This is a genomic window from Arthrobacter sp. StoSoilB19, assembly GCF_019977275.1.
Taxonomy (GTDB): Bacteria; Actinomycetota; Actinomycetes; order Actinomycetales; family Micrococcaceae; genus Arthrobacter.
Genome location: NZ_AP024650.1, coordinates 1,962,683 through 1,976,597 on the forward strand (window position 1 = coordinate 1,962,683; position 13,915 = coordinate 1,976,597).

14 protein-coding genes are annotated in these 13,915 nt (G+C 62.2%); 2 read left to right on the forward strand and 12 right to left on the reverse strand.

The window, feature by feature from the left end; translation table 11 throughout:
* Window positions 1-16: 16 nt before the first annotated feature.
* Genes LDO86_RS08995 through LDO86_RS09005 form a run of 3 tightly spaced genes read right to left on the reverse strand, consistent with a single transcriptional unit; the run spans window position 17 to window position 3,287 of the window.
* Window positions 17-355 (reverse strand): nuclear transport factor 2 family protein, encoded by a 339-nt coding sequence (locus LDO86_RS08995; RefSeq protein ID WP_018771315.1) that lies wholly within the window; start codon window positions 353-355, stop codon window positions 17-19.
* Entirely contained in the window at window positions 352-1,731 is a 1,380-nt protein-coding gene (locus LDO86_RS09000) for an MFS transporter (protein ID WP_224084433.1), read from the reverse strand. The genes LDO86_RS08995 and LDO86_RS09000 overlap by 4 nt, the downstream gene beginning before the upstream one ends.
* Window positions 1,732-1,751: 20 nt before the next feature.
* Complete coding sequence (locus LDO86_RS09005) at window positions 1,752-3,287, reverse strand: carboxylesterase/lipase family protein (protein WP_026266081.1); 1,536 nt, start codon at window positions 3,285-3,287, stop codon at window positions 1,752-1,754.
* Between the two features lie 155 nt (window positions 3,288-3,442).
* On the opposite strand from LDO86_RS09005, the gene LDO86_RS09010 reads away from it, so the two are divergent.
* Window positions 3,443-4,441: an Lrp/AsnC family transcriptional regulator gene (locus LDO86_RS09010; protein WP_224084434.1), complete on the forward strand. Its 999-nt coding sequence runs from the start codon at window positions 3,443-3,445 to the stop codon at window positions 4,439-4,441.
* A 44-nt stretch (window positions 4,442-4,485) separates the two neighbouring features.
* Here the strand turns inward: LDO86_RS09010 and LDO86_RS09015 are convergent, their stop codons facing one another.
* From LDO86_RS09015 to LDO86_RS09055, 9 genes are all read right to left on the reverse strand, one after another.
* Window positions 4,486-5,103 (reverse strand): MBL fold metallo-hydrolase, encoded by a 618-nt coding sequence (locus tag LDO86_RS09015; protein ID WP_018771319.1) that lies wholly within the window; start codon window positions 5,101-5,103, stop codon window positions 4,486-4,488.
* Window positions 5,100-6,206, reverse strand: coding sequence for an S-(hydroxymethyl)mycothiol dehydrogenase (locus LDO86_RS09020; protein WP_224084435.1), 1,107 nt, complete (start codon window positions 6,204-6,206; stop codon window positions 5,100-5,102). The genes LDO86_RS09015 and LDO86_RS09020 overlap by 4 nt, the downstream gene beginning before the upstream one ends.
* Before the next feature lie 45 nt (window positions 6,207-6,251).
* Complete coding sequence (locus LDO86_RS09025) at window positions 6,252-6,503, reverse strand: hypothetical protein (RefSeq protein ID WP_026266041.1); 252 nt, start codon at window positions 6,501-6,503, stop codon at window positions 6,252-6,254.
* Between the two features lie 94 nt (window positions 6,504-6,597).
* Window positions 6,598-7,995: an aldehyde dehydrogenase family protein gene (locus LDO86_RS09030; RefSeq protein ID WP_018771076.1), complete on the reverse strand. Its 1,398-nt coding sequence runs from the start codon at window positions 7,993-7,995 to the stop codon at window positions 6,598-6,600.
* Between the two features lie 52 nt (window positions 7,996-8,047).
* Window positions 8,048-9,388: an aspartate aminotransferase family protein gene (locus LDO86_RS09035; RefSeq protein ID WP_224084436.1), complete on the reverse strand. Its 1,341-nt coding sequence runs from the start codon at window positions 9,386-9,388 to the stop codon at window positions 8,048-8,050.
* Between the two features lie 95 nt (window positions 9,389-9,483).
* Complete coding sequence (locus LDO86_RS09040) at window positions 9,484-9,882, reverse strand: heme-binding protein (protein WP_018771074.1); 399 nt, start codon at window positions 9,880-9,882, stop codon at window positions 9,484-9,486.
* A gap of 94 nt (window positions 9,883-9,976) precedes the next feature.
* Complete coding sequence (locus LDO86_RS09045; RefSeq protein ID WP_018771073.1) at window positions 9,977-10,930, reverse strand: phosphotransferase; 954 nt, start codon at window positions 10,928-10,930, stop codon at window positions 9,977-9,979.
* Between the two features lie 141 nt (window positions 10,931-11,071).
* On the reverse strand, window positions 11,072-12,199 hold the full coding sequence (gene solA, locus LDO86_RS09050) for an N-methyl-L-tryptophan oxidase (RefSeq protein ID WP_081620240.1): 1,128 nt from the start codon (window positions 12,197-12,199) through the stop codon (window positions 11,072-11,074).
* Window positions 12,200-12,236: 37 nt separating this feature from the next.
* Window positions 12,237-12,851: a TetR/AcrR family transcriptional regulator gene (locus LDO86_RS09055; protein WP_018771071.1), complete on the reverse strand. Its 615-nt coding sequence runs from the start codon at window positions 12,849-12,851 to the stop codon at window positions 12,237-12,239.
* A 218-nt stretch (window positions 12,852-13,069) separates the two neighbouring features.
* Here LDO86_RS09055 and LDO86_RS09060 point away from each other — a divergent pair, with 218 nt between their 5' ends.
* On the forward strand, window positions 13,070-13,867 hold the full coding sequence (locus LDO86_RS09060; protein ID WP_081620239.1) for a tyrosine-protein phosphatase: 798 nt from the start codon (window positions 13,070-13,072) through the stop codon (window positions 13,865-13,867).
* The last annotated feature ends 48 nt before the right edge of the window (window positions 13,868-13,915 follow it).

Sequence of the window (13,915 nt, forward strand, 5' to 3'; positions counted from 1 at the left end):
GTCCTTTGTTTGGTTCCTAGGCTCGATAGGCCCATTGTTCGAGTAGCCGCCCGTGGGCATCGTACTTTTGGACGGCCAGTCCTGGCCCTTGGTAGCTCATGCCGGCTAGAGGGTTGTGGTGGTCGTAGGTGAAGGCGATTAGTGGCCCACTTGAAACGACATCGTGCAGGTGAAACCGGGTTTGTCCGGCCCCTTTGCGGGCCAAGGCGCTAACTTCCTCCAGGCCTTGGTATGTCTTGTCGAGATCGACGATGTTGTATTGAACGTCGTCGTGGAAAGTGGCGATCAGGGGTTCCGGGTCCCCGTTGTTGTAGGCCGCCATCACGGTCCGGACTCTTTCGGATAGGGTGCTCACGACGCCGCTCCTGCTTTCCTTGGGGGTGCCGTTTTCAGGCCGCTGTCATGCCCTTCTTCGATGTTTTCTTGATTCGTTGGGGTGCGGGGGATGGCAAGGGCAGCGAGTGCCCCGGCTACCGCGACGCCTGCGATGAACAAGAGGGGCACGATGACATTGCCGGTCCAGTCCTGACCGAGCCCCATGACGTAAGGGCCAAGGAAGGACCCTATGGAGCCCACGGTGTTGATCAACGCGATGCCTGCGGCGGCCGCCGTCATGCCCTTGAGTTGTAGGTTGGTGACCGCCCAAATAATGGGGCCGGTGGCGGTAAAGAGTGCACTTGCGAGGGATATGCCGATGAGGGTGGGGACCAGTTGATCGCCGGTGGCCACACTGGCGACCAGTCCCAGTGCGGCCAGTACCATGCCCGTGACCAGTACCCGCCGGTGGGCCTGGCTGCGGTCGCAGTAGATGCCAAGGGCGATGGTCGCCACGACAGCGACTGCGAACGGGACGGAGGACAGATAGCCGATCGTCATTACATCCGTTACGCCGGTGTTCTTGATGATGGTTGGTATCCAGAAGACGACGGCGTAGATGCCTATGTAGTTGGCTGCCAGGATGACGCCGAGGAGCCAGACCCGCTTGTTGGTGATGGCCTTCTTGAACTGCGTTGTTGCTTTCTCACGCGCGCCGGCCGGGCCGAGGCTTGCCGCAATGGCGGTCTTTTCCTCATTGGTGAGCCACGCGGCGTCCTTCGGTGTGCTGGCGACGGCAAAGAAGAAGATAATGCCAAGGAGGGCTGCCGGAATGCCCTGGATCACGAAGAGCCATTGCCAGCCTGCGATACCGGCGAGTCCCCCCAGGCTGGACATGACCCAGCCGGAGAGGGGGCCGACGAACATGCTGCCGATGGGTCCTGCGATAACCAGCAGTGCCAGGGCCTGGGCGAGGCGTTTGCGTGGGAACCACTGGGATAGGAAGTAGACCATGCCTGGGTAGAAGCCGGCCTCTGCGATACCCAGGAAGATCCGGGCAATGTAGAACTGTTCAGTGTTTTGGACGAAGCCGGTAGCGATGGTGACAACGCCCCAGGTGACCATGATGCGGGCGATCCACATTTTTGCGCCGACGCGTTCGAGGATCATGTTGCTGGGCACTTCAAAGAAGATATAGGCGAGGAAGAAGATGCCGGCGCCGAGCCCGTAGGCGGCTGCCGAGAGACCGATGTCGGCACTCATTTCGAGCTTTGCGAAGCCGATATTGACCCGGTCGATGATGGCCACGGCGTAACAGATGGAGGCCAGGGGCAGAATTCGCCAGGCGAGTTTCTTGTAGAGGGTGGTTGGCAGGTCCCCGGTGCCTTCTGAAGCTGTGTTGTGGGTGTACGTCATTGTACGGACTCTTTCACTCGTCAGTGGGTTGTGTTGTGTGCTGGATGCAGGGCGGGGAATGTCCACCAGGTGTCGGGCTGCCACTCTGCCGATTCCCATGCCTGCCGTTGTTGCTGCCGGGGGTCCGGGACCACTGTTGGGGTGGTGTCCAGCAACATTGTCCACCGTTCTGTTCGCCGGTATTCCGGCCAGAAGGGCAGGTCCTGGCTTTCGGGTTTTCCGTGGTGGATGAAGGTTGTCCATGCCTGCCGGATTCCTGATGCCAGAGTCTGTAACGCCGGTTCTGCCGCTTCGAGTCCGATGTCCCAGACGAAGGGAACGTCGGCGCCATGGAACCCCCACTTCTCCTTGGGGGCGCCGGGGCTTGGAGCATCGAAGCGGTAACGCCAGCAGGACGCGTGTTCGGACTGGCTGTCGAGCAGCCGAATGGTGGGGATGCCGTACCGTTCGTCGGCCAGCACGGCGCAGTGGAGGCGGCGCTCATCCGCCTCTGGGAAGGCGCTCCGGTAAATGTCCAGCACTTGTTCTGCTTCGTCCCCGAAGATCTCCTGTAGGACGCGTGGTGACTGTTGCGATGCACACGGGTCGGCGAGGTCGTAGCTTCCGGCCTCGTTGGCTGTCACGCCGGCCATGATGTTGATCCCCCTGGCGCGGCCCTTGGCGAAGGCGTGGACCGGGGCCTCGGGAAGAATGAGTCCGTCTACGGTTGGGCGCCAGACCCAGGTTGCCCTGACGCCGGCGGCAATCTCCTGCTGTGCGGCGAGGATTGTCTCAACGGGCATCGTTAGGAGCTCCGTGGCATCCGCAGGGCTAAGGCCGAGGGTGCGAAGCAGTGCAGCGGTGACCTGCTCTGCGGTGTCGGGGGTGTTGAGGTGCTCGCCGCCACTTTGAATGATTCCGCGGTGGAACAGGCCCTCGGCCATTGGCGAGGCCATCAGATTGACCACGCTCTTGGCCCCGGCGGAAACACCGGCGATGGTGATGCGTGAAGGGTCTCCCCCGAATGCGGCCACGTTGTCCCGGACCCATTTCAGTGCAGCGATCTGGTCCAGTAGGCCTGCGTTCGCCGACGAGGCGTACTGCTCGCCGAGGAGGTGGTCCAGCTTGAGGAAGCCGAGGGCTCCCAGCCTGTAGTTGACGGTGACCACGATGGTGCCTTCGAGGGCGAGGGCTGTCCCGTCGCCGATAAAGTTGGCTCCTGATCCCCAGGTGTATCCGCCGCCGTGGAACCAGACCAGAACCGGACAGGGCGAGTTTGCCGACTGCATCGGTGCGGTGATGTTGAGGAAGAGGCAGTCCTCACCCATGGGCGAGTCATCGTCCGACGGCGTTGCCCCGCCAGGCGGCACGAGCTCGGCCGCGAGCACCTGCGGGGCACGCGTTGGAAACGTGGTCACGTCCAGAATGCCCTCCCACGGCTCTGCCGGCTGGGGAGCCTGCCACCGCAGGGCTCCGGTCGGGGGAGCGGCGTACCGTATCCCGCGCCAGCTGATGGTGCCATCGTTCGTGACCCCGCGAACTGCTCCCTGACGCGTCATTGCGACTGTGCCTGTCATTGCTTTTCCTTCACTAGGTATCGACTTCGTCAACAATCGTGTGCTGGGTCACGTGTTTCCGACAATGATTTCTGGATAAGTGGAAGAATCAGCCAAAAGTCTGGCGGAAAGTCTAGAGTTGGAGGTGACAAAGAAGTCGTAAAAGGGAGCGGGAAATGGATGTGCTGGATGAGCTGGACCAGCGGATTGTCGGCGCCCTCCAGGTAGACGGGCGCGCCTCGTGGGCGAAAGTGGCCGCATCATTGGGGGAGGCCGAACGGACGGTGGCGCGGAGGGGCTCCGAGCTCCTCCGGGACGGGCGGGTGCGGATACGCGCGTTGCCGAATCCGAGCCGCTTCAGGCATCTGGAACAGTTTGTGTTGAAGGTTGCCTGCAATCCGGGCTCAGCAGGAATAGCCGCTGCGGCCCTCGCGCGACGGCCGGAGACCTTGTACACCTACATCCTCACCGGTTCGGCGGATTGTGCGGCGGAGTTTTCCAGCCCTGCTTCCAAGTTTGCAGAGCTGCTCATCCGGGACATAGGGAGCATCCCGGGGGTGAGGTCGGCCGCCACGTATCCGGTCCTCAGCTATCCCAGGACCATGCATCAGTGGAATCCCGGCGTCTTGACGCCGGCGGAGATTGAGGCGATGGGCGGAACCCGGTACTCGGAGGCTCCCACCGCCCTGGAGCACGTGGAGCAATTGGGCAAAGAGGACCGGCAGATTCTCCGGGCACTGGAACGCGATGGCCGCGCCAGTTATGAGGAACTGGCGCGTATCACTGGGCTCTCAGTGCAGACCGCCCAGCGCAGGGTGGAGCGGATGCGGCGCGAGGGCACATTGTTCATCCGTGCGGTCTTCGAGCCTGCGCTGCTCGGTTTGCCGGTGGAGGTTCTGCTGTGGGTCAAGGTGCCGTTTCCAGAACTGGACCGTGTGGAAGCGGAAATGCTTCCTTCTTCGTCAGTACGGTATGCCGCGGTCCTCGCCGGTGACTTCCAGCTTGTTGTCGATGCCGTATTTCCAAGCCGCGCAGCACTTTCTACCTATCTAAAAGGGGCTGAGTGGGCCACGCGGGCGCAGGCCATCGAGCCTGCCGTGGTGGTAGACGCGTTGAAGCGCAGCGGAACGATGGCGTTGTCGTTCGGCGAAGACCCCGGCGGGTACAGCTCCTGACAGGTTTGCCGTCGTGGCCGCTGTGGCAACACGACTTCCAGGCACTACGCCAATGTGTTCAGCGTTTCCTGCTCGGCGGCGATGGTGGTGTTCCCGCCGTGGCCGGTGCGGACCACGGTGTCGGCCGGGAGGGTCAGGAGCCGTTCGCGGATGGAGGCGAGGATGGTGGGGTAGTCGCTGTAGGACCGGCCGGTGGCGCCTGGGCCGCCGTTGAACAGCGTGTCCCCGGTGAAGACCGTCCCCTCGCTTTCCAGGTGGAAGCAGGTGGACCCGGGCGAGTGGCCGGGTGTGTGGATTGCCTTCAGGGTTGCCCCGCCCACCTGGAACACGTCGCCGTCGGAGTGGTAGTGGTCCGGTTTGGCGTCCGGGTAGACCTGCTCCCAGAGCACCAGGTCCTCCTTGTTCAGGTGGATCGGTGCGCCCAGGGCATCGGCGACTTCGCGTGCGGCGCCGATGTGGTCGTTGTGCGCGTGCGTGAGCAGGATGGCCTTCACCTTCCGGCTGCGGACCTGGGCGATGATCGCGGCGGCGTCGTGCGGCGCGTCGATGATGATGCATTCCTCGTCATTGCCCACGATCCAGACGTTGTTGTCCACGTCCCAGGTGCCGCCGTCGAGCGAAAATGTGCCGGAGGTGACCAGGTTTTCGATGGTGACGCTCATGCGGACGCCCCGGCCGGCTGGACCTCGACGACGGAGCGCAGCACCTTGCCCTCGTGCATCTTGCCGAACGCTTCCTCGACCTGGTCGATGGTGATCCGCTCGGACACGAACGCATCCAGGTCCAGGTTGCCCTGCTTGTAGTGCGAGACGAGCATCGGGAAGTCGCGGGAGGGCAGGCAGTCGCCGTACCAGGAGGACTTCAGCGACCCGCCGCGGCCAAAGACATCCAGCAGCGGCAGTTCCAGCGTCATCTCCGGCGTCGGGACACCCACCAGCACCACGCGGCCGGCAAGGTCGCGGGCGTAGAAGGCCTGCTTGTAGGTTTCAGGGCGGCCGACGGCGTCAATCACCACGTCCGCTCCGTGGCCTCCGGTGAGGGCGCGGATGGCTTCCACGGCGTCCTCCTGGCGCGAGTTCACGCCGTGGGTGGCGCCGAGCGACTTGGCCATGTCGATCTTGTTGTCGTCGATGTCCACGGCGATGATCGTCGTGGCACCGGCCAGCCTGGCCCCGGCGACCGCAGCGATGCCCACGCCGCCGCAGCCAATGACGGCCACGGATTCCCCGCGCTTGACCTCGCCGGTGTTGATCGCGGCGCCGATGCCGGCCATGATGCCGCAACCCAGCAGCCCCACGGCGGCTGCGTCAACGTCCGGGTCCACCTTGGTGCACTGCCCGGCGGCGACCAGCGTCTTCTCGGCGAAAGCGCCGATGCCCAGGGCCGGCGAAAGCACGGTTCCATCCTCCAGGGTCATCTTCTGCGTGGCGTTGTGCGTGTTGAAGCAGTACTGCGGCTGGCCCTTGGCGCACGCACGGCACTGCCCGCAGACGGCACGCCAGTTAAGGATCACCCGGTCGCCGGGGGCCACGGACGTGACGTCGGGGCCGACAGCACTGACCACACCGGTGGCTTCATGGCCCAGGAGGTACGGGAAGTCGTTTCCGATACCGCCCTGCTTGTAGTGCAGGTCGGTGTGGCAGACGCCGCAGGTCAGGATGTCCACCAGCGCCTCCCCCGGCCCCGGATCCGGCACCAGGATGGTCTCCAACGACACAGGGGCGTTCTTCTCCTTAACCACAACTGCTTGGACTTTATGAACCATGAATGTGCACCTTCGTTTGCGTTCTTGCTGTTGAACCGGGGCGGATCAGATGTCTTTAGTGTCGAGATGCCAGATTCTGTGGGTCCCGACGCTGAGAAGCTGGCGGTCACCACTGGAGATTCTGCGGACCCAGATCACGCCTATCTCTGCTGCTGTTTCTTCTACTTGGAGCCCGTCTTGGTAGAAGAGGTCTTCTGAGACGGCAACCCTGTCGCCGGCCCGGAGCATGGACCAGTCCTTTACCTCAACTGCACGGGTGTGGCGGTTCAAGTAATCCTCCGCAATGTCGATTGGCACTACTGGGTCGCTGTATCTAGCGTGCGGCCCTTAGCCTTGGCCTTCCGCGGTGGGGGCACCGCCTGCGGCGGTGCCCCCACCAGTCAGTGGTGTTTTAGCCGTTGATTACCTGGGGGACGCCGAGGTGTTTGAGTCCTTCGACGCCGAATTCGAGGCCGTAGCCGGATTGTTTTGCGCCGCCGAAGGGGATGCGTGGGTCGACGGCGCCGTGTTTGTTGATCCAGACGGTGCCGGCTTGGATGCGGGCGGCGACATTGCGGGCTGTTGCCGGGTCTGAGGACCAGACGGAGGCGCCGAGTCCGACGTCGAGGGCGTTTGCTTTCTGGATTGCTTCGTCGATGGTGCTGTAGCGGATGATGGGCAGGGCGGGGCCGAATTGTTCTTCGGCGACGAGTGGGTTGTCGTTGTCAATGTCGGCCACGAGGGTGGTGGGGTAGAAGTAGCCGGGCTGGTCAGTGTCCGGGTTTCCGCCGAGGAGGACGCGGGCTCCGGAGGCTTTGGCGGCCTCCACGAGGTTCGCGACGATCTCGTATTGTGCCTTGTTCTGCAGCGGTCCGAGGACGTTCTTTTCGTCCAGGCCGTTACCCATCGGCATGGCCTTGGCCACGTTGGTGAGCTCCTCGCAGACGGCGTCGTAGATGTCGTCGTGGACGTAGAGGCGTTTCAGGGCGGCGCAGGTTTGGCCGGTGTTGATGAAGGCGCCCCAGAACAGGCCTTCGGCGATGGCCTTCGGGTCGGCGTCGGGCAGGACGATGCCGGCGTCGTTACCTCCCAGTTCCAGGGTGAGCCGCTTGACGGTGTCCGCGGAGGATTTGATGATCGCTTTGCCGGTGGCGGTGGAGCCGGTGAACATGATCTTCCCGATGGCGGGGTGCGAGGCGAGGGCCTCGCCTACATCGCGTCCGCCGGAGACTACGGTGAGGAGCCCTTCGGGCAGGGCTTCGTTGATGGTTTCAACGAGGGCAAGCACGCTGAGCGGGGTGTGTTCGGAGGGTTTGACCACTACGGCGTTGCCCATTCTCAGCGCGGGGGCGACCTGCCAGACGGTGATCATCATGGGCCAGTTCCACGGCCCGATGGCCCCGACGACGCCGATGGGCCGGTAATGCAGCTCGGCGCGTGTTTCACCGTCATCGACCAGGGTTTCGGCTTCGAGCGGTGTCCCTGCGGCGGCGCGGAGCCAGGCCGCGCAGGCGCCGACTTCGAAGCGGGCGTTGGGGCCGTTCAGCGGTTTGCCCTGCTCGCGGGAAAGCAGCTGGGCGAGTTCTTCGGCGCGGGCTTCGATGGCGTCGGCGGCCTTCAACAGTGCAGCGGACCGTGCCTCGTGGCCGAACTCGGCCCAGCCGGGCTGGGCGGCGACTGCCACGTCGATGGCGTGCTGCAGGTCCGCGACCGTATGCACCGGGGCGTCTCCGACGGGTTCACCGGTGGCGGGATTGAAGATGGTCCGGGCAGCAACGGAGCCCTCGGTCAGGACAGGCGTGGTGTTCATGGCATTCTCCTCATTGAGTGGTTAGTTGTTGTTCCGCGTGAATCCGGGATGGTCACCATTGGTTTTGATCAGTAGGGCCGTCGAGTGTTTCCAGTGCCAGACGGAGTTGCTCGATCATGTGTTGGGCGTGTTCGAGTTCGAAGACGAGCGGTGGCCTCATTTTGAGGACGTTTTCGTGGCGACCGATCTTTCCGATGAGAACGCCGCGGGAACGCATCTCTTCTGTGAGTGCCTTGGTGGCGGCGGGGTCCGGCGTCGCATCGTCGGTATTGACGATTTCCAGGCCAAAGAAGAGGCCCCTGCCGCGTACGCCCTTGATCCTGGGGTTGCCCTTAGTAAGGGCTGCGAGTTCGTCAGCGATGAACTTGCCGAGTTGGTGTGCATTTTCAACAAGCCCGTTCTCTTCCATGACCTGGAGCACAGCAAGGCCGGCTGCCGACGAAACGGGGTTTCCAGCAAATGTGTTGAAGTAGGTGTTGTTTTCCCCGAATTCCTCCATCAGTGCGTGCGTGGTGATGACGCCACCTACGGGGTGGCCGTTGCCCATCGGCTTGCCAAGTGTCACCAGATCAGGGGTGGTGCCGAAAGCCTGGTGGCCCCACATGTGGTTGCCGGTCCGTCCGAAGCCTGACTGGACCTCGTCCGCGATGATCAGTCCGCCGGCAGCACGGACCCGGTCGGTGACTGCCTCGATGTAGCCGGCGGGGGTCTGCAGGAGTCCCTCGGTTGAGAACAGCGGGTCATACAGGATGGCTGAGACGCCGTAGCCTTCGGCCTGGAGCGAGGAGATGGCTGCGTCGACGTCGCGCAGCGCTTCCTGGAGGAGGCGCTTTCGTTTAGCCGGTGTCAGCCCTGCTGCGTCCGGAATACGAATGGGGCGTACGTGGGCGCCGAGGGGTTCTTTGACCTGGAGGCCGGTGGTCAGTTCGGCAAGGGTCGTGGTGTTGCCGTGGTAGCTGTGGTCCGAAATAAGGATGCCGGTGTTGCCGGTGTGTTGCCGTGCGATTCGCAGCGCGAGCTCGTTTGCTTCTGATCCGCTGTTGGTGAAGAACACCCGCTCCAAGGGGGAATCGAAGAGCGCCAGCAGCTTTTCGGCGTACTCAACGACGCGTGAGTTGAGGTACCTAGTGTGGAGGTTGATGGTCTGCAGCTGGGTTGTGATTGCTTCGCGGACGACGGGGTTGGAGTGTCCGACGTGGGGAACGTTGTTGTAGACATCCAGGTAGGTCTTGCCGGTGGCGTCGTGGACCCACACGCCCTCGCCGGCCACGATTTCCAGGGGAGTGGCATAGAACAGCGGGGAGTGGCGCCCGATGGTGCGTTCGCGGCGGTTAATGAGACCTTCCTGGAGGAGTGCGTCGGGTGCCGGTTCTGTGGCTGTTTCGAGTGTCATTGCTGTCCTTGGCCGTTGGTGCGGATTTGAGTCCGGAACATGAGTCGGTGGGTGTTGCCGGGGTCGGACGGTCGATGGCCGGCCCCGGCAACCGGTTAGAGGGCTTGGGCGCCGGCAGTAGCGACCAGGTGGTCGTTTTCCACGGTGCTGCCGCTGACACCGATGGCGCCGATGGTCACCCCGTCTTTGGTCAGTGGGATGCCTCCGGGAAAGGTGATCAGGCCGCCATTGGACACTTCGATGTTGAACAGCGGTCCGCCGGGCTGCGAGATGGAGCCGATGTCTCCGGTGGGCATGTCGAAGTAACGGGCCGTGCGTGCCTTTTTGATGGCGATGTCGATACTGCCGAGCCACGCACCGTCCATGCGGGTGAAGGCCTTGAGGTTTCCGCCGGCGTCTACAACGGCAATGTTCATCAGGGTTTCCGAGGCCAGGGCTGCCTCTCGTGCCGCTTCAACTATCTTGTGTGCTTCTTGCTGTGTGATGTCGTTCATCTGTTGCTCCGAAATCTTTTCCTGTTTATGGGCGTAGTCGTATCGACTGGTGTAGAGCCAGCCTTGGTTAGGCGCTAACGCGTGGCGGGGGGTGTTAGACGAGAGCTGCTGGTTTTGCGGCTGCCTTTATTAGGTCGGGGAAGTCAGGGGCTGTTATTTCGGTGATCAGCCCTTCCCAACAGGTACGCAGTTCCCCTGCGTAGTCGGCGTCGTCGTTGGGCGCAGCGTTCCCCATTGCGGTGATCCACAGTCCACTGTTGGACCAATGAGCCACCGCCATGAAGAGCCTGGCGCGGGCCATTTTTACTGGGTCAGTGTTGCCGAAGTAGGCCTCGAAGAGTGCCTGTGCCTTCTCTTTCCCGAATCCGTTTTGCGCTGCAATAAATCCAATCTCGTAGCACGGGTCCGAGTTGCCGGCGAGGTCCCAGTCGATAATGTTGTAGTTCATCGAGGAGGTGTCCTTGATGATGTTTGCATCCCAAATGTCCAGATGGCAGGGAACAAACTGGGACGGATCCAGGGCCAGGACGGTCTCCAGACGGTCCATCAGGGCCTGGATGGCTGACGTTCCGGGCGGCAGCTCGATACCTTGTCTTCTGGCGGCCTCCATCCTTTGTCGGGCCAGGTTGAAGGGGTTGATGTCGTTGAGGAACCGGCGGCCGGAGTGATGAAGCCGTTGAAGGGCAGGGACGAGTCGGGTGACGGAGTCATCGTCGTCGCTTAGCCTCGGGTGGCCTCCCGGAACAAAGTCGAGAGCCAGCGCCAAGGGTTCGTTTGAGACTGTTATGACGGGCGCGCCTACGCCGATCTCGGCGGCAATTCTCGTGTTTTCCAGAACAACGTGGGCGGCGGGCAGAACTCCTACCGTTTCCCAGTAGTTGTTCCAGAGCTTGACGACGCAACGACGGGAACCGTCCTCGACGAGGTAGTTCTTATGGGCCTGGCCGCCGGAGAGGGAATGTGCGGTGACGTGACAGCCACCCCAGTCGGGGTTCGTCGAAAGCACCGCCTCAATGCTGGTGATTTCGGTATCAGGGACGATGGTCATTAGGATTGGATGTCCTTCGATGTTCGAATGCAGGTGCACTGTGTTGGGGTCGGAGGTTGTCCTGGCTGCACTGTTCGCACTGTTTCACGAGCTCCCACAAGCTCTGTAACGGTGCGGTCAGGACATCTGCCGGTGTCATGTTTACGCCTTTGCTGTGGCGAAGCGTGAAGGCAGGAACAGGTTTGTTTCGGGGCGGGAAACGCCGTCGACATGATCGGCCAGCATTTCACCAACAACCGCTGCATAGCGGAACCCTCGGCCCATGTCTCCGGTGCCGATGACGACATTGGACGACTCCGGGTGTCCACCGATAACCCAATGGCCGTCCTCCACCTCAGACCACATGCATACGGTGGTCGATACCGGGTTGGTGTCGATGTCCGGAAGCCTGGCGCTGAGGACTTCCTGGATCCGTTCGAGGTCTCCGGGCCTGAGGTCCTGACTGAGGTCCTCGGGATCGATCCAGTTTCCCTTCCCGGGGACAGAGAACTTCCATTCACCGTTAGGCTCGGAGCAACCGTAAGCCGGTGCCTCGTCCGATCCTGGGGGCTTGGCGAAGTAGATGGCCGGCTTCGGTGGCCCGTCCTGGCGGAAATTGGCCAGCACCTGACGGTCCACCTTGTAGGGCAGATCCAGTTGCATCAAATGGTTGGCGCGGGCACCCACGGTGACGACGACCTTGTCGGCTGAATAGTTACCCTGATCGGTGCTCACGACGATGCCCGAAGCGCTCTCATCCCAGCCTTGAACCGCTTCTCCCGTGCGCAGGGTTGCGCCGAGCCGGCGAGCCTCCGACTGCAGGGCCTTGATGGCGGGGTGGACGAGGGCAACGGTGCCGTTTGGCTCCCATACGGCGACTTCGTCGTCTTTAATCGTGGCCCAAGGGAACCGCTTCCGTGCCGTCGACGCGTTGAGGGCATCGTACTCAAAATCGGACGCGTTCAGGGATGCCACCGTTTTGTCGAACCACATTGATCCGGGTTCGCCGACGAACACAGTTCCCGAACGTTCCAACAGCCGGGTCCCGGTTTTCGCGGCCAACTCGTCCCACAACTCAAAGGTCCGCTTTGTGAAGGTGGTGTACTGGGCTCCTGCACTGCTGGATTGCCGGGCCAGCCGTGTGGCGCCTCCGTGCGAGCCGTGCATGTGTGGCGGTGCGAACTTATCCAGGCCGAGCACGGACTTGCCGCGGGCTGCCAAGTGCCACGCCGCCGATGAGCCCCAGGGGCCCAATCCAATGACGATGACGTCGTAGTGTTGTGTTGACACAAATTCCTCCGTTAGTGGTTTTCGGACCCTTGGCGGGTCAGACAGTGGCTCGTACTAGAAGTCCGTCCATGAGCAACCGGATAGCCGCGACCGCTGGCCCGGCGTTCGCCGGCTCACGTGCTGCAGCAGCCCCGGCAGCGCGGATCGCCCCGGTTATCATTGCAGCCAAGGCCTCAGTCGGTGCGTCCTCCGGCAAGGTGCCGCTGTCCTTGGCATCCTTCAGATCCCGCGCAATGAGCTCTTCGAAAGAGCGGGAAGTCGAGCCCATGACGTCCGATAGTGCTGACACCAGGTCCGGTCCCATCACCCCGTAGAACCGGCCCTTGGGCTCCTTTGTCGCCTCCACCAACGCCGTGGCCAGCGCCGTGATTCTTGCGCCGGGGTCCGTCAGGGGATCCCGCAAGCTGATCCCTCGTACGTACACGGCGTCGGCGATCCGCAGATAAACTTCGCGGACAATTTCGTCCCTTCCGCCGGGGAAGTGGGCATAAATGGTGCCCCTCGAAATACCCGCCTGCTGGCTGAGGACCTCGAGCGCGGTAGAGGCGTACCCCTCCGAACTCAGCAGCTCAGCTGCGGTGTCGAGAATGTCGCCGCGGGTTCTCATGCGGTTGCGTTCCCGAAGGGAGAGGGGCTTGTTGGAGGCACTCATTTCTGGTCCTTCGTGCGGGGTGCTGGTGATCTGCTTCACATGATTGCACATCAGATCCTAAAAGTGAACAGTCTGTGCAAACTTTGAAGAAGAGGTACGCGGCCGCTCCGATGCGGTTGAAAACATTGAACACTATGCCTAAGTTCTGAACTAGTCATGCAACAAACATTTAACGTGTTCTATTGCAGTACGAAACATTCAGTGTTTACCTTTTATGTATGAAACAGGTCACACCAGGCTTGGCTGGCCCTAACTCCCTTGAGGGCGTCCGGAACTTCCGAAGCCTCGGGGGACTGCCAGCGCACGGAGGATCCCGTGTGGCTGAAGGCATGGTGTACAGGAGTGGACACTTCGGATACTCGACAGCCCTGGACCGTCAGAGGCTGGAGGCGGCACGCCTGCACTTCATGGATCTGCGAAGTCCTTGGGAATCCGACGCCGAAGACCGTTGCGTGCCTGCGCTAACGGCTGTACAAACGCCACTTCAGGCTCAAGACAGCAGGGACGCGTGCCTGTGGTCTGCGGTTCGCGAAGGTCGCGTGAGCGAGCTTGGCAGGACGCTGACTGCTGCGGAGGCTGAAGAGGTAATGCACCGGCTCTATGCCCGTGACATAGCCGGCAACCCATCGGTATTTGCCAATTTCCTTCAGTCATTGGCTCGAGTTGAGCTGCCTGTCGTCGTCCACTGCTCGGCAGGGAAGGACAGAACCGGATGGGCAATAGCCATCCTTTTGACCATCCTGGGAGTACCTGAAACCGCAATCCTCGAAGACTACGTTCAGAGTTCATTGCCGGAGAACCAATACCTCATCAGAGATTCCGCAGGCAGCGTCGCGCCCATCGACAGGCACCTGCGAACAGTCATCACACCCTTGCTGGAAGCGCGGCAAGGGTACCTCGAAGCCGCATGGCACAGCGTGGAGCACGCCTGGGGATCACGTCACTCCTACTTGGAAGACGGACTCGGCATCACTCCGGCGCTCACAAACAAACTCAAGGCACGGCTCCTCGTCTGAGGAAGCCCGACCACGGCTACGGCCATTATCTGCCCGAAAGAGAAAACC